We start from the raw sequence: 15,973 nt of genomic DNA, 5'->3' as shown, positions 1-15,973 counted from the left end.
CGCTCCCCGTACGTAAGACGCCGTCCGCCCGTCCGCAACCCGCCGTTGGTGGGGCATGGGAAGCCTCTGCGGATGTGACAGCGGTACAACTCCCCGACCTCCGCCCGGGACGACTCCCCCGTCGCGTCCCGGTCCGCCGCCTGCGTCAGATCCTGTGCCTGCTCCCGCTCCTGCTCGTCACCGTGGTCGCGGTGCGGCACCGGTCGGTACTCGCCGAGGGCTTCGCGCATCTGGGCAACGCCGAGTGGCCGTGGCTGCTGGCCGCGGCCGGCGCGACCTGTCTGACCTGGGTGGCCGCCGCCTGCACCCGGCAGGGCGCGGTCGTCGAGCGGCTGCCCCGACGGCGGCTGCTGGCCACGCAGTTCGCGGCGGGCGCGGCCAACCACCTGCTGCCGACCGGGCTGGGCGCGAGCGCGGTCAACCTGCGGTTCATGACGGTGTGCGGGCTGCCGCTCGCCCGCTCCTCGGCCGCCCTCGCGCTGTACCTGCTGGCGGAGAGCGTCGGCCGGGTGGCCCTGCTGGGTGCCCTGCTCGTCGCGTTCCCCGACGCGCTGCGGCTCGGCACGCTGGTTCCGGAGACGGCCTTCGGCCCGCTGCTGGCCGGTGCCGGTGTCGTGCTCGTCGTCGCGGTGGCCGTACTGGCCCTGGTCCGCCGGGTCCGTTCAGCCGTGCTGTCCTTCCTGCGGACGGCGCTCGGCGAGGCCCGCTCGGTGCACACCCGCCCGGCCCGGGCCCTGGCCCTGTGGGGCGGGGCCTTCGCCTTTCCCGCGTTGCAGGCGGCCGTACTGGTGCTGGTGGGCCGGGCGGTGGGCCTGGACGTGCCGCCCGCGCACATGGCGGTGGCCTACCTCGCGGCAACCGTCGCCGTCGCGCTGGTCCCCACCCCGGGCGGGATCGGCTCGGTGGAGGCGGCGCTGGTCGTGGCGCTGGTGGCGGCGGGCGGCCCGGCCGCGGTGGCCACGGCCGTGGTCCTGGCCTTCCGCGTCATCACGGTCTGGCTGCCGCTGCTGCCGGGCGCGCTGACGTTGGGGGCGCTGGTACGGCTGAAGGTCATCTGACCGCCCGGCAGGTCCCAGGAGTGCCCTGGCGGTACCGCCCCGGGCTTGGCCCGTTCCCCGGTACGAAACCCCGTGCGGAATGCGGCAGGATGAACGGTCGTGCCGACCGCAGGTCAGGGTGGCCGGGCACGACGGAACATCCCGCAGGACGAACAGGTGACGACGTGACGAAACTTCACATCCGGCGGCCGGCAACGGCGTTCGCCGCAGTTCTTCTTCCCGGAGGTGACAGGTGAACCGGGCCCTCACCGCGGACGACCTGGTCTTCGCCGGCATCGCCCTGGCGTCGGGCCTGCTGGCGGCCTTCGCACTGCGCATGCTGCTGCGCTGGCTGGGCGGGCACGCCGACCGCACCCGCTGGAGCGGGGACGACGTCATCGTGCACGCGCTGCGGGCCGTGCTGCCGTGGGCCGCGGTCGTGGGCGGCGCGGCGGGCGCGGCGGCGGCGCTGCCGCTGACCCGGGCGGTGCAGCACACCACCAATCAGGTGCTGACGGTGCTGCTCATCTTCGTGGCGACGGTGTCGGCGGCGCGGGTGGTGACCGGCCTGGTGCGCACGGTCACCCAGTCCCGCTCCGGGGTCGCCGGCTCGGCCACGATCTTCGTCAACATCACCCGGATCCTGGTCCTGGCGATCGGCTTCCTGGTGGTGCTCCAGACGCTGGGGATCTCCATAGCCCCGCTGCTCACCGCCCTGGGTGTCGGCGGTCTGGCGGTCGCGCTGGCGCTCCAGGACACCCTCGCCAACCTCTTCGCGGGCATCCACATCCTCGCGTCCAAGACCGTCCAGCCCGGTGACTACATCCGTCTCAGCAGCGGTGAGGAGGGCTACGTCGAGGACATCAACTGGCGGCAGACGACCATCCGCAACCTGTCCAACAACCTCGTCGTGATCCCCAACGGCCAGCTGGCCCAGGCGAACATGACCAACTTCATGCGGCCGGAGGAGCAGCTGACCATCCTGGTCCAGGTCGGGGTGGCCTACGACAGCGACCTGGAGCACGTGGAGCGGGTGACCAACGAGGTCATCGCCGAGACGATGACCGAGGTCGAGGGCGCCGTGGCGGACCACGAGCCGATCATCCGGTTCCACACCTTCGGCGACTCCCGGATCGGCTTCACGGTGATCCTGGGCGTCGGCGAGTTCAGCGACCAGTACCGGATCAAGCACGAGTTCATCAAGCGGCTGCACAAGCGGTACCGCGCGGAGGGCATCCGCATCCCCGCCCCGGCCCGGACGGTGGCGCTCCAGCAGGGAGGGATGGTCATCCCGCAGCAGCGCACGGGCGAGATCGAGCCGAACGAGATCTCCTCGGCCCGTTTCGACTGAGCCCTCGCAGGGGCGCCGCAGCGGTGCTCCTGCCCAGGTGGTCGGCCACCGTGACCTGCACCTCGTTCGCGGGAAGCTGACGAGAGGGCGAGGCGGCCGGCCGGCACGGCTGAGGCCGGAGAAGCCGGTGCCGCCGAGAGCGGCGGCCCTTCGCCCGCTGGAGCCGCCGCGCCGACCAGGGCCCTCGCGGGGCCGCCACCCTCCCCACCGTCTCCCCGGCCCGGGCCCGGGTGACCCGTGGCGCGAAACTGGGCGTGGACCCCTGTCGAGACGAGGTCCGTCACGAGATATCTTGATGTCGAGCAATGTTGCAGACGTGGAGCGGAGCACCCGGTGACTGACTCGACCATCATCTATACGCACACTGACGAGGCCCCGGCCCTGGCAACGTATTCCTTCCTGCCGGTGGTCCAGGCGTACGCCTCGCAGGCGGGTGTCGCCGTCGAGACCCGCGACATCTCGCTGGCCGGGCGCATCATCGCCCTGTTCCCGGAGTACCTCACCGAGGACCAGCGCATCCCGGACGCCCTCGCGGAGCTCGGCCGGCTGGCCAAGACGCCCGCCGCCAACATCATCAAGCTGCCGAACATCTCGGCGTCGATCCCGCAGCTCAAGGCCGCCGTCGCCGAGCTCCAGGGCCAGGGCTACGCGCTGCCGGACTACCCGGACGACCCGAAGACCGACGAGGAGCGCGAGATCCGCGCCCGCTACGACAAGGTCAAGGGCTCCGCGGTGAACCCGGTCCTGCGTGAGGGCAACTCGGACCGCCGGGCCCCCGCCTCGGTCAAGAACTACGCCAAGACCCACCCGCACCGCATGGGCGCCTGGTCCGCCGACTCCAGGACGAGCGTGGCGACCATGGGCCAGAACGACTTCCGCTCCACCGAGAAGTCCGTGGTGATCGCCGAGGACGGCGCGCTGCGCATCGAGCTCGTCGGCGACGACGGCACCACCACCGTGCTGCGCGAGTCCGTACCCGTCCAGAAGGGCGAGGTCGTCGACGCCTCCGTGATGCGGGTCGCCGCGCTGCGCGAGTTCCTGGCGACGCAGGTCGCCGAGGCCAAGGCCCAGGGCGTGCTGTTCTCGGTGCACCTGAAGGCGACGATGATGAAGGTCTCCGACCCGATCGTCTTCGGCCACGTGGTGCGCGTCTTCTTCCCGAAGACGTTCGCGAAGTACGGCGACAAGCTCGCCGCGGCCGGCCTGACCCCGAACGACGGTCTGGGCGGCATCTACAAGGGCCTGGACGCCCTGCCGGAGGGCGCCGAGATCAAGGCCTCCTTCGACGCCGAGCTCACCGAGGGCCCGGAGCTGGCGATGGTCGACTCCGACAAGGGCATCACCAACCTGCACGTGCCCTCCGACGTCATCATCGACGCCTCCATGCCTGCCATGATCCGCAGCTCCGGCCACATGTGGGGCCCGGACGGGCAGGAGCACGACGCCCTGGCGGTCATCCCGGACTCCTCCTACGCGGGCGTCTACCAGGCCGTCATCGAGGACTGCAAGGCCAACGGCGCCTTCGACCCGTCCACGATGGGCACGGTGCCGAACGTCGGCCTCATGGCCCAGAAGGCCGAGGAGTACGGCAGCCACGACAAGACCTTCGAGATCGCCACCACGGGCACGGTCCGCCTGGTCGACCAGAACGGCACGGCGCTCATCGAGCAGACGGTCTCGGCCGGCGACATCTTCCGCGCCTGCCAGACCAAGGACGCGCCGATCCGGGACTGGGTGAAGCTGGCCGTCACCCGCGCCCGCGCCACCGGCGACCCGGCGGTGTTCTGGCTGGACGAGACCCGCGCGCACGACGCCAACCTGATCGCCAAGGTCAAGGCGTACCTGCCGGAGCACGACACCGAGGGCCTGGACATCCGGATCCTGAACCCGGTCGAGGCCACGAAGCTGTCGGTGGAGCGCATCCGCCGCGGCGAGAACACCATCTCGGTGACCGGCAACGTGCTGCGCGATTACCTGACCGACCTGTTCCCGATCCTGGAGCTGGGCACCAGCGCCAAGATGCTGTCGGTCGTCCCGCTGATGGCGGGCGGCGGCCTGTTCGAGACGGGTGCGGGCGGCTCGGCGCCGAAGCACGTGCAGCAGCTGGTCAAGGAGAACTACCTGCGCTGGGACTCCCTGGGTGAGTTCTTCGCCCTCGTGCCGTCCCTGGAGCAGTTCGCGAAGGTGACGGGCAACGCCCGTGCCCAGGTCCTCGCCGACGCCCTCGACCGCGCCACGGCGACCTTCCTCAATGAGGACAAGTCCCCGACCCGCCGCGTCGGCGGCATCGACAACCGCGGCAGCCACTTCTACCTGTCCCTGTACTGGGCGCAGGAGCTGGCCCAGCAGACCGACGACGCGGACCTGGCGAAGGCCTTCGCCCCGATCGCCGAGACGCTCGCCGCCAACGAGCAGAAGATCGTCGAGGAGCTGGCCGCCGTCCAGGGCAAGCCGGCCGACATCGGCGGCTACTACCAGCCCGACCCGGCGAAGGCCGCCGAGGTCATGCGCCCGTCCGCCACGTGGAACGAGGCGCTGGCGTCCCTGAGCTGACGCCCCGGGCCCCTTCGGCCCCTCCGCTCCGCCCCGGCCGGCGCACCGCCCGGCCGGGGCGGAGTTATGTTCGAAGTGGCCGGGCTTTTCGAACCAAGCCCCCTGACCACGTCCCGTGGAGCCGCCGTGTGACCGACGACCCCCAGTCCTTCGCCATCCTGCCCGGCGCCGGGCACTCCCCCGTGATCCTGCATGTCCCGCACTCGGCGCGGGAGATACCGCCGTCCGTACGGGCGGACATCGTGCTGGACGACGACGAGCTCGCGCGGGAGCTGGACCACATCACCGACGCGCACACGGCTCAGATCGCCGAGGCGGCGGCCGGGGCGGCCGGCGTCCTCCCGTGGCGGTTCGTCAACCGGCTGTCCCGGCTGGTCGTCGACCCCGAGCGCTTCCCGGACGAACGGGAGGAGATGCGGGCCGTCGGCATGGGCGCGGTCTACACCCGGACCGCGCACGGCGCTGTGCTGCGGTCCGGGAACGTCGAGGCCGGGCCGCTCGTCGCGCGGTACTTCCTGCCGTACGCCCGGGCGATGACACAGGCCGTGGCGGACCGGCTGGCCGCCACCGGGCGGGCCGTGATCATCGACGTGCACTCCTATCCCCGGGCCCGGCTGCCGTACGAGCTGCACGGAGAGGGGCCCCGGCCGCCGGTGTGCCTCGGCACCGACTCCTTCCACACCTCTCCCGGGCTGCTGGACGCCGCGCGGCAGGCCTTCGGGGACCTCGGGAAGACGGAACTCGACAGCCCCTTCCGGGGGGCCTATGTGCCGCTGGAGTTCTACGGGACCGACCCGCGCGTCGAGGCACTCATGGTGGAGATCCGCCGGGACACCTACATGACCGAGCCGAGCGGTCCCGCCGGTCCCGGTCTGAAGCGGCTCGCCGCCGCACTGGCCCGCCTGGTCGACGCCGTGTCCGGCTGAGTCGACCAGGCACAGCCCCCGTACGTCCTTAAGCCCGCATCCACTCGGTCACCACCACGTCCTGGCCGGTCCGCAGGCGCAGGGCGAACGGGCCCGGTGGCGGGGCGTCGGCGGTGAAGCGGCCCAGGTCGTCGGCCGTGAGCGAGGAGCCGGGGCGTGGTCCGCACAGGACCTCGATCCGGGCGGGCTGCGGCGGCAGCACCTGGCCCATCAGCCCGTGGCCGGTCACCTCGACGTCGACGGTCATCTCGCCCGCCCGGAAGGTCAGCATCCGGGGCACGTCCCCGGCTCCCCGGACCGGGAGGGCGTCGACCAGCGAGTCGAAGGTGAGTTCCGCGACCCGGGCGTCCAGGTCGTGCAGGGCGTAGGCGTCGACGGCGATCTGCTGGAGTTCCGCCGGCACCGGGTCCAGGACGGCGGCGGCCTGCCGGAGCTCCTCCTCCAGCAGTCCGGCGTCGAACTCCTGGTCGTTCCAGCCGTCCTCGTCGAACACGTCGTCGTTCAGGTCATCGCTCATGTCGCTCATATCGCCCCCCGCGCTTCGAGCCGGGCCCGCAGGCGCCGCAGACAGCGCTGGCGCAGCGGCCCGATGCTGCCCACCGCGATCCCGAGCGCGGCGGACACGTCCTGGTAGCTGGGCGGCGGCGTGGCCATCAGTACCCGCAGCAACTGCCGGCACCGCTCGCCCAGTTCCTCGAACTCCTGCCACAACCGCCGTACGCGTTCGCTCTGGGCGGCGGCCTCCTCGGAGTCGAGCAGCGACTGTTCCGGCGTGCCGTCCTGGCTGACCCGGTCCAGGAGCTGCGGATCGTCGGTCAGGGTCAGCCGTTGCGAGCTCCGGATGACCTTCAGGCATTCATGGCGCGCGGTGCTCGCCAGCCACGCGCCGGCCTTGCCGGGTTCCCGGATCCGGCCGAGGTGCTGGGCGAAGCGGAACCAGGCGGTCTGGTACACCTCGTGGGCGTCCGCGTCGGACAGCCGGTGGGCCCGCACCACCGACCACACCAGGGGGCTCAGCCCTTCCACGAGCGCCTTCCAGGCCGCCGCGTCGCCGTCGGCGGCGGCCTGGACGAGCGCGCCGGCATCAGTACGGTCCACGGCAGCCCCACCCCTCGAGTACGGCACGTCATCGTACGCCGCGGAGGGGGCGGTTCCGGCCCTCACAGCCCGGGGGTGAGGCGCACGACCGGGACGGGGCGCCAGGTGGGCGGTCGCAGCGCGGGCACCTGCGCCCCGCGCACTTCCGCGGACCCGGTGGCGGCGGCGAGCACTTGCCGCCGGGCCGCGCGCGGGTCGGTCTCCTTGTGCGCCGTCATGTGGGCGGCGACCAGGCCGGCGGTCACGGGGGTGGCGAAGGAGGTGCCGCTCCACTGCGCGTACCCCTCGAACATCACCTGGTCCGGCTTGGCGGCGTCGCCCTCGTCGCTGAGCACGCCGCTGTGGCGGGGGTGCTGGCAGGTGCAGCCGTAGGTGAAGCCGTAGCGGCAGGCGTCGTACGTGGAGTGCTGGTAGACGTACGGGACGGGCCTCTCGAAGCCGGTGAGGGCGCTGGTGAGGCGCTCGCCGGGGGCGTAGACCTTCACCCACGGGCCGTGGTTGGTGAAGCAGGCGCCGGACTCGCCGTCGCTGCGCAGCGCGCCGACGGACAGCACGGAGTCCTCCCAGCCGGGCAGGTCGGCGTAGGCGGCGGGCCAGAAGGGGGTGGCGCTGCCGTTGTTGCCGGCGGCCGCGACCAGCAGGGTGCGCTGCTCGCGCAGTTCCCGCATGAAGTTCTCCACGCCGAGCAGGCCGTCGGTACGGCCGTTGGAGGTGCCGGCGGAGAGGCTGAGGACGTCGGGCCAGCCGCCGGCGTCGACGGCCTCGAAGAGCCTCTCGCCGAACTCCGACTCCAGGATCGCGCCCGCGTCGTTGAGGCTGCCGCGCACGGTGATGTCGGTGTTGGGCGCGACGGCGGCGACGAGACCGGCGATGAACGTGCCGTGCCCGACGTACTGCTGGAGGATTCCCTCCTCGTCGCACTCCTGGACCTGGGTGTCGCCGTCGGTGTGGGCGAGGAGCGCGCAGGAGCGGTAGTCGTGCGTGAGGCCGGTGTCGACGACGAGGACGCCGACGGCGCGGTCCGGGTCGTACGCCGTGTCCGCGGCGGCCGGGTTGGGTGGCTCGCTCACCGGGACGGGTACGGGTTCGTCGCCGGGGCAGGCGTTGACCGCGATGTGCACCACGTGGTTGCGGGCGACCATCCGGTGCCCGGCCCGGGCCTCGCGCTCGCGTACGGCCCGCAACGCCTGCGCGACGGACCGGTCCGCTCCCCGGCTTCCCTCGCCGGGGTCGCCGACCCGGATCCGGGTGACGCCGCTGCGGTTGGCCTGCGGGCCCGCCCGGCGGACCTGGTCCTGGTCGAGGTCGGGTGCCGCCGTGAAGTGTGCCCGTACGGTGTCCTCGACGATCCGGGCCTCCTCGCCGTCGCGGACGAGCACGACGCCCTTCTCGTACATGAACTCTGCCGAGTCGTCCGGTCCCATCGCCAGGGGGACGTCCGGCATCGAGCGCTGGATCTGGTCGAACTGCTCGTGGAATCGCTGAGGTGCCATGCGGGTCCTCCCACTGGGCGACGGCGTCGGTCGGTGCGGCGAACGGTCGTCGGTACTCGTCGACAAGAGCCGGCGGGCGGCTTTTTGATACAGCGCCAAACCTGTGTGGTGCGGTTGGGGGGCCACTACCATCCGAGGAGTGACAGCGGGAAGCGACTCGGTGCCGGAACTGCTGCCGATGGTGTTCGCCGACCCGGGCGAGGCTCTCACGAGGGCCCGGGCGCTGCTCGACGCCGACCCCTCCCCGCTGGACGCGTCCGTCGCGCATCAGGTGATCGGTATCTGGCAGCGGGACTTCGGTGATCTGCGGCTCGCGCTGAGCCATCTGCGGCGGGCCCGGGAGTTCGCGGCGCGGGCGGACTCGGCCGACCGGGAGGCGGACGTGCTGGCCACCCTGGGCGTGGCGCTGGTGCACGCGGGCCGCACCCGGGACGGCCTGGCGGCGTTCGAGCGGGGGGTAGCGCGGGGCGGCGGGCACACGCGGGCGCGGGTGCTGTACCGGCGGGCGTACGTGTGGTGGGTGCTCGGTCACCATCGCGAGGCGCTGGAGGACGTGCGCCGGGCGATTCCCGTGCTGCGGCAGGCGGAGGACGTGATCTGGACGGCGCGGGCGCTGACCCTGCGGGCAACCGTGCATCTGGCGCTGGGCGCGGTGGAGCGGGCCGAGGCGGACTTCACCGCCGCCGAGGCGCTGTGGGACACCACGGGCCAGGAGCACGACAAGGCCGACGCGGTGGAGAGCCGGGGGCTCGCCGCGTTCCGGTCCGGTGACGTGCCGGCGGCGCTGCGGCTGCTCGACGAGGCGGAGGAGCGGTACGCCCGGCTGGGCACGCCGACGTTCATGCTGAACATCCGGCGCTGCGAGGTGCTGATGGCGGCCGGGCTGGCGCCCGAGGCGCTGGCCGAGGCGGACGCGGCGATCGGGAAACTGGACGGGATCGGCGGGCAGTCCACCCGCAAGGCGGAGCTGCTGCTGACCGCCGCGCGGGCCGCCCGGCTGGCCGGGGACCCGCACACCGCGATCGCCCGTGCCGCCCTCGCGGTACGGCTGTTCGCCGGGCAGCGGCGCACCTGGTGGGAGACGCACGCCCGGCTGGTGCTGATCGAGGCGCGGCACGCGGCCGGGCGCGGCTCGGGGCGGCTGGTCGCCGAGGCCGCCGCGGTGGCCGAGAAGCTGGCCGGCTTCGGTGCACCGGCCGCGCCGGAGGCGTCGCTGCTGGCGGGCCGGATCGCGCTGGGCCTGGGCTGGACGGCGGACGCGGAGCGGCACCTGGCCGTCGCCGCCCGCAGCAGACGGGGCGGCCCGCCGCTGGCGCGGATGACGGGCTGGGCGGCGCAGGCGCTGCGGGCCCGGGCCGCCGGGTCGACCCGGGGTGTGCTGGAGGCGTGCCGGCGCGGCCTGGACGTGCTCGACGACCACCGGATGACGCTGGGCGCCTCGGAGTTGCGGGCCCGCGCCACCGAACAGGGCGCGGAACTGGCCGCGTTGGCCGGGCGGGCCAGTCTGGTCTCCGGCGGGCCACGGCGGCTGCTGGTGTGGAGCGAGCGCTGGCGGGCCACCGTGCTGTCCACCCCGCCGACCCGGCCGCCCGCCGACCCGGAACTGCTCAGCGGCATGACCGCCTTCCGCGAGATCGCCTCCCGCGCGGACGCCGCCCGGATGGAGGGCCGGCCGGTTCCGGCACTGGAGCGTGAACAGCGGCGCCTGGAGCGGCAGATCCGCTCCCGCACCCTGCACATGCGGGGCGAGGCTCCCGGGGGCGGCGACCGTTTCGACGTCGGCCGGCTGCTGGAGCGGCTGGGCGACGAGGTACGGCTGGTGGAACTCGCCGTGCTGGACGGGCGGGTGCAGGTGCTGCTGTGCGGGCAGGGGCGGGTGCGCAGGTTCGAGGCGGGGCTGCTGGCCGACGCGGAGACCGAGGCCGAGCACGTCCAGGCGGGGCTGCGGCGGCTGGCGCACCCCGGGGCCGAGGCGCGGCTTCCGGTGGTGGAGGCCGCGGGGCGGCGGCTGGAGGAGCTGCTGCTCGGTCCGGCCGCCGCGCATCTGGGCGGCGGCCCCGTGGTGATCGTGCCGCCGGGGCGGCTGCACCGGGTGCCGTGGGCGCTGTTGCCGTCGCTGCGGGAACGGGTGCTCAGCGTGTCGCCGTCGGCGGGCAGTTGGCTGCGGGCGCGGGAGACGGCGCCGCCTCCGGACGGCCGCCATGTGCTGGTACGCGGCCCGGGCCTGGCCACGGGCGGCGCCGAAGTGCCCGAACTGGCCGGCCGGTACGCCTGCGCGACGGTCCTGGAGGAGGACGAGGCGCGGGTGCCGCGCGTGCTGGAGGAGCTGGACGGGGCCGCGCTGGCGCACATCGCCGCGCACGGCACGTTCCGGGCGGACAGCCCGCTGTTCTCCTCGCTGCGGATGGCCGACGGCCCGATCGTCGTGCACGACTTCGAGCGTCTGGCCCGCAGCCCCTACCGGATCATCCTGTCCTGCTGCGACACCGCCCTCCTGGCCTCCGTCGGCGCCGACGAACTGCTCGGCCTGGTCACCGCGTTGCTGCCGCTCGGCACGGCCGGGGTGGTGGCGTGCAGCGCGCCCGTCAACGACGCCGCGGTGGTGCCGCTGATGCTCGCGCTGCACAAGGGCCTCGGGGCCGGTCTGTCCCTGGCGGAGGCGCTGCGCGACGCCCGGGCCGCCCTGCCGGGCGACGCGCTGCACCAGGCCACGGGGTGGGCGTTCTCGGCGTTCGGGGCGGCCTGACCCGTCCCCTGTTCGGGTCAGGCCGCCGGTCCGGGTGGTGGCGCTCAGGCCGGTTGCGCTTGCGGGACTTCCGTCAGCCAGGGAAGCGCGCCGCGGTCGCTCGCGCCGAGCCGGGCGTAGGCGCTGTACAGGTGGTTGCCGACGGTCCGGATGGACAGGGTGAGGCGTTCGGCGATCTGCCGGTTGCTCAGGCCCGCCGCCGCGAGCGTGACGATCTGCCGTTGCCGGGCGGTGAGTTCGCCGAGGACCAGCCCGGACAGGGCCGGTGTGCGGGCGCCCTGGCAGCGCCGGGCCAGGGCCACGGCCCGGGTGCGGGAGTGCCGGGCGGCGCTCGGATCGCGGTGGGCGCGCACGGCCTGGGCGTGCGCCTCCGCGGCGAACAGCGTGAAACCGCGCCGCTCCAGCTCCTCGGCCACGTCGTCCAGGGCCGGACCGTCGGCCCGGGTGAGCGCGTCGGCGTGCCGGGCGAACACGCCGGTCAGCCGGTCGATGACCTTCTCGGGGGCGCCGAGCCGGACGGCGTCGTAGGGCTCGGCGAGGGCGTCGAGGTCCAGGTCCCCGCCGCTGTCCACCGGTGCGCAGGCGCAGGCGAGTTCCGCCCGGCACGACACGTCCCCGGCATCGCCCCGCAGGCCCTCCCTCGCCCAGGCCGCCGCCTCCCGCAACTCCCCCCGCAGCCGGGCGAACCGGGCACGTACGGCGGCGTACCGGCCGGGCAGCGGGCCGCCCTCGGCGACCAGCCACTCCCCCACCGGCGTGGGCATCGCCCGTACGTCGTCCTGGTCGATCCGGCGGGCCAGTGCGGCCGACTCGGCGTCGAGGGCGGCGGCGTACGCGTCCGGCGTCCGGGACAGCCGGCGCGCCCGCAGCCGGCCAGCCGCGGCTCGGAGCACCGGGCCGTGGAGGGGGTGGGCCAGACGGACACGGCCCAGGTCGTCGACCTCGATCAGGCCGTCGGACTCCAGGACTTCGAGAGCTCGGAGGTCGAGGTCGTCCAGTGCCGGCGACAGGGGTTCGGCGAAGGCGAGGCGGTCGAGGGTCTCCCGTTCGAGCGGGCAGGTACGGCCGAGGACGTGGGCGGTGCGTTCGCGGACGGCCGTGGTCAGCGGCACCGGGCCCCGCCACGCCCGTTCGCCGGTGTCCGGGACGAGGGTGAGCCGCCCCCGCACCGCCCCGAGCAGGTCGCGCAGCAGCCGCAGATCGCCCCGGCTCAGGCGCCGCAACCGGTTGACGGTGAGCGGTTCGAGAGGGCCGGCCCCGGCGGTGAGCAGCTGCGCGGTCTCCTCCTCGGGCAGTGGCTCCAGGGTGAGCCGCGGCAGGAGTTCCCCCGTCCACAGCCGGGAGATCGCGCCCGGCACCGGGGTGCCGTCCGTGGCGACCACCAGCAGGCGGGTGCGGCCGTGCACGGCGAGCTGGTGGACCAGCGCGGCGGAGGCGTCGTCGAGGAGGTGGGCGTCGTCCACGAGCAGCGTGCGCAGGCCGGACAGGAGCTGGACGGCGCGGTGCAGGGTGACCGACTCGGGCAGCAGATGGGCGAACGCGGCGAAGGGGATGGCCCGGCCCTCGGGCGTACCCGCCGCCCGGGCGCAGTCGCCGCCGCGGATCGCCTCGGTGACGAGGCGCGTCTTGCCGCAGCCCGCCGGGCCCGTCACCACGATGCCGCGGCGCGTGCCGGCCAGGGACCGGCGGACCAGCGCCAGTTCGTCCTCCCGCCCGGCGAACGGCCAGGGCAGCTCCAGCGTCGTCGCGTCCCTCTCGTAAGTCGTCACACAGACATGAGCGCGGCTACTCACTTCTGATACAGGGCGACTTGAGTAGCCCCCGACTCAGGCGCCCGGGGCCGGCCGCGGGGCAGGCTGTGGCCATGACCGCACGCTACTGCTCGCTGGCACAGGCGCCGGCGCCCGCCTTCGCACCGGGGCTGGCGGCCGAGCGGCTGGGCGCGCTCGCGAGCGGGCGGCGGATGTGGGTCAACGGCACGGTCCTGCACTACTGCTTCTTCGACCGTGACACCGACGCGTCCGTCATCCCCGTACCGGGGACGGGGATGACGCGACGCGTGCCGTGGGCCGGCGGCAAGGAGCAGCAGGACGTGGTCCGCGAGTGCTTCGCGCAGTGGCAGGACCTCGGCATCGGGATCTCCTTCGCCGAGGTCGACGACCGCTCGGAGGCAGAACTGCGCATCGGGTTCCAGCTCGGCGCCGGCTCCTGGTCGGCGGTGGGCCGGGACGCGCTGCGGGCCGGCCGGCACGAGCGCACCATGAACTTCGGCTGGGACCTGACCGCGCCCGGGGAGCGCGGGACGGCCCTGCACGAGATCGGGCACGCGCTCGGCATGCTGCACGAGCACCAGAGCCCGTTCGCCGGCATCCACTGGGACGACGAGGCCGTGTACGCCGAGCTGGCGGGCCCGCCCCATCACTGGAGCCGGGAGAGCACGCACTACAACATCCTGCGCAAGCTCGACCCCGCCGAGGTCAACGGCTCCGTCTGGGACCCGCAGTCGATCATGGAGTATCCGTTCTCGTCGGGGCTGGTCCTGGAACCGGAGCAGTACCGCGCGGGTCTCCACCCGCCCGGTGCCCTGTCCGCCGCCGACAAGGAGTTCGTGCTCCGCTGGTATCCGCCGGTGGATCGGCCGGGTCCGCCCGCGCTGGTGCCGTTCCGCTCGGCACCGCTCGGTCTCGGGCCGGGCGAGCAGGCCGACTTCGTCGTCGACCCGCCTCAGACCCGCACGTACACGCTGGGCACCTTCGGCGACGGCGACGCCGTCGTCGTGGTCTTCGAGGAGCGGGACGGGGAGCCCCGCTACCTCGCCGGGCAGGACGACGGGGGAACTCCGCACAACGCCACGATCAGCGCCCGGTTCGTCAAGGGCCGCCGCTACTTCGTCCGCGTACGCCTGTACTCCGCCTGGGGTTCCGGCGAGACGGCGGTGATGTGCTGGTGACGGCACGGATCCGCCGCGCGGGCACCTGAGCCACAGTCCGGCGCCGGGGGAGCGGTCGAGGACGTCGCCTCATCGGGGGGTGGGCGACGTCCTCGACCACGCCATGCGTCCTCACCGCACCATGCCTCCTCGGCCACGCCATGCGTTCCGAACCGCCGTGTTCCGCCCACCGGCGCGTGCGCCGCCGTCCGCTCGTGCACGCCGACGTCCGGCCGGGGAGGGGGCGCACGCCAGACGGACGTGATGCCGTCGGGAGCCTCGCCGGGAGCGGCGGGGCGGACGCGGGGCGCACCGGCCGTGGCGCCGTGGTTCCACCCCAGGGGTGAAGAGCGTTCAACGGCGGTCACCGCCGGGCATCGTGCAAGGGAACGGCTGGCAATGGCGTTACGCCGTCCGGATGATGACGCCTACGCTTGATTGCTCTCGCGGTTGCACGTCCGTACCAGAAAGCGCACGAGGTGCCAGCGGCCCGACTACGCTCGCGGCGTAACACCGGGGGATGGGGGGAGCCAGTGGAGACGTCCCGACGCAACCGTGCCCGGCGGCCGAGACTGCCGGAGGCGGTGCCGGCCGTTCTGCTCGGCGCGCTCGGCGCTCTGGTCCTCGGGACGGTGATCGGCCTGGCGACGGATCCGTCGCGCATGGTCGGCACCACCGGATACGTCTTCGCCACCGGACTGCTGCTGGCCGTGGGCCTGTACGGCAGCACGTACGGCATCGACCTCGCCGACCTGCGCCGTGATCTGCGCGGCGTGGTGGCGGCCGTGACCCTGGGGGTCGTCCTCAAGGCGGGGCTCATCTCGGGTGTCATGGTCCTGGCCTTCGACCGCCCGGAGTACCTGATCCTCGGCATCGTCGTCGCGCAGATCGACCCGCTGTCGGTGGCCGCCCTCAGCAGGGACGGGCACATGTCGCAGCGCGCCCGGTCGCTGCTCACCGCGTGGGCCTCCTTCGACGACCCGATGACGGTCCTGCTGACGCTGTACGTCGCCGGATACGCCTACACGGCCGCCGGGCACGCGGGCACGCCCTCGGTGGTGGGCGGCGGCACCCGCGGCTACGCCCTCGGACTGGTGCTCAACGCGCTGCTGCTGGCCGGTGCCCTGCTGTTGTGGTGGGCGGGCGGCCGGGTGTGGCCCGCCCGGAAGGAGCTCGACGCCGGCGGAACCCGGCGGCCGGCGACGCCGCTCGCCGCCCTGCTGGTCGTGGCCATGCTCGTGCTCGCCGCCGCGAACATGCTGATGCTCGCCGTGGCCGTCGCCGGGCTGTTCCTGCGCACGAAGGCGTTCACCCGGCCGCTCGCGCGGGCGGTCTCCAGTGCCTTCCTGCTCGCCACCGCCCTGCTCGGGCTGTTCGTCGCCCAGGGAGTGTCGCCGGCTGCGGGTGTGCTGCTCGGTGCCACGGCGTTCGTGGCGCAGGCGGTGGTGGCAGCGCTGCTGATGCCCCTCTTCGTCCGCGGCCTGTCGGGAAGAGACCGGTTCCTGCTGGGAATCGGCCAGCAGAACGGTCTCACGGCCGTGCTGCTCGCCCTCACCCTCGAACGCGACTTCCCGAAGACGGTCGGCATCGTCGCCCCGGCCGTGGTGACGGTCAACCTGCTGCACTACGGGGCGCAGATCGGGTTCGGCTGCTGGTCCCGGCACCGGTCCCGGAGGGCCCGGCAACCCCGGGGTGCCCTGGAGCGTCTCCCCGGACGCCCGGCGGGCGAGGGCGGCGGGCCGCCGCCCCCTCCGGCCACGGCCGACGGACTGCGGTCCTCCGCGTAACCGAAGGGTGTGCGGCGGCCGGGCGCGGCCGCGGCCAGGGCACGGGGAGGCCG

At 73.8% G+C, this 15,973-nt stretch carries 11 protein-coding genes; 7 read left to right on the top strand and 4 right to left on the bottom strand.

The genetic code is table 11. The annotated features are described in order from the left end of the window. Positions 1 to 74: 74 nt before the first annotated feature. The 4 genes from ACH4G3_RS06005 (at position 75) to ACH4G3_RS05990 (ending at position 5,867) form a co-directional block, all read left to right on the top strand. Positions 75 to 1,058 carry a lysylphosphatidylglycerol synthase transmembrane domain-containing protein gene (locus ACH4G3_RS06005; protein ID WP_397623291.1) on the top strand — a complete coding sequence of 328 codons (984 nt, stop codon included), beginning with the start codon at positions 75 to 77 and terminating at the stop codon, positions 1,056 to 1,058. Positions 1,059 to 1,290: 232 nt separating this feature from the next. Beyond that, complete coding sequence (locus ACH4G3_RS06000) at positions 1,291 to 2,388, top strand: mechanosensitive ion channel family protein (protein ID WP_397623290.1); 1,098 nt, start codon at positions 1,291 to 1,293, stop codon at positions 2,386 to 2,388. Positions 2,389 to 2,721: 333 nt separating this feature from the next. Then, positions 2,722 to 4,941 carry an NADP-dependent isocitrate dehydrogenase gene (locus ACH4G3_RS05995; RefSeq protein ID WP_397623289.1) on the top strand — a complete coding sequence of 740 codons (2,220 nt, stop codon included), beginning with the start codon at positions 2,722 to 2,724 and terminating at the stop codon, positions 4,939 to 4,941. A gap of 128 nt (positions 4,942 to 5,069) precedes the next feature. Beyond that, on the top strand, positions 5,070 to 5,867 hold the full coding sequence (locus ACH4G3_RS05990) for an N-formylglutamate amidohydrolase (protein WP_397623288.1): 798 nt from the start codon (positions 5,070 to 5,072) through the stop codon (positions 5,865 to 5,867). Positions 5,868 to 5,895: 28 nt separating this feature from the next. Here the strand turns inward: ACH4G3_RS05990 and ACH4G3_RS05985 are convergent, their stop codons facing one another. The 3 genes from ACH4G3_RS05985 to ACH4G3_RS05975 all read right to left on the bottom strand — a co-directional run bounded on the left by ACH4G3_RS05985 (position 5,896) and on the right by ACH4G3_RS05975 (position 8,458). Then, the gene (locus ACH4G3_RS05985; RefSeq protein WP_397623287.1) at positions 5,896 to 6,393 is read right to left on the bottom strand and encodes a hypothetical protein; all 498 of its coding nucleotides are present in this window, start codon (positions 6,391 to 6,393) and stop codon (positions 5,896 to 5,898) included. Then, entirely contained in the window at positions 6,390 to 6,965 is a 576-nt protein-coding gene (locus tag ACH4G3_RS05980; protein ID WP_397623286.1) for an RNA polymerase sigma factor, read from the bottom strand. Before ACH4G3_RS05980 ends, ACH4G3_RS05985 begins: the two co-directional genes overlap by 4 nt. A 62-nt stretch (positions 6,966 to 7,027) precedes the next feature. After that, on the bottom strand, positions 7,028 to 8,458 hold the full coding sequence (locus ACH4G3_RS05975; RefSeq protein ID WP_397623285.1) for a S8/S53 family peptidase: 1,431 nt from the start codon (positions 8,456 to 8,458) through the stop codon (positions 7,028 to 7,030). A 178-nt stretch (positions 8,459 to 8,636) separates the two neighbouring features. On the opposite strand from ACH4G3_RS05975, the gene ACH4G3_RS05970 reads away from it, so the two are divergent. Beyond that, positions 8,637 to 11,204 carry a CHAT domain-containing protein gene (locus tag ACH4G3_RS05970; RefSeq protein WP_397623393.1) on the top strand — a complete coding sequence of 856 codons (2,568 nt, stop codon included), beginning with the start codon at positions 8,637 to 8,639 and terminating at the stop codon, positions 11,202 to 11,204. A gap of 44 nt (positions 11,205 to 11,248) precedes the next feature. Here the strand turns inward: ACH4G3_RS05970 and ACH4G3_RS05965 are convergent, their stop codons facing one another. Further along, positions 11,249 to 12,973: a LuxR family transcriptional regulator AbsR2 gene (locus tag ACH4G3_RS05965; protein WP_397623284.1), complete on the bottom strand. Its 1,725-nt coding sequence runs from the start codon at positions 12,971 to 12,973 to the stop codon at positions 11,249 to 11,251. Positions 12,974 to 13,068: 95 nt separating this feature from the next. Here ACH4G3_RS05965 and absR1 point away from each other — a divergent pair, with 95 nt between their 5' ends. Beyond that, on the top strand, positions 13,069 to 14,154 hold the full coding sequence (gene absR1 / locus ACH4G3_RS05960; protein ID WP_397623283.1) for a beta-glucuronidase AbsR1: 1,086 nt from the start codon (positions 13,069 to 13,071) through the stop codon (positions 14,152 to 14,154). A gap of 512 nt (positions 14,155 to 14,666) precedes the next feature. Then, positions 14,667 to 15,920, top strand: a complete 1,254-nt coding sequence (locus tag ACH4G3_RS05955; protein WP_397623282.1) for a cation:proton antiporter — start codon at positions 14,667 to 14,669, stop codon at positions 15,918 to 15,920. Positions 15,921 to 15,973 lie beyond the last annotated feature (53 nt).

The sequence above is a fragment of the Streptomyces afghaniensis genome (assembly GCF_044327915.1).
GTDB lineage: Bacteria > Actinomycetota > Actinomycetes > Streptomycetales > Streptomycetaceae > Streptomyces > Streptomyces afghaniensis.
Note: the sequence above shows the minus strand (reverse complement) of the source record. Positions and strands in the feature narration are given on the sequence as shown.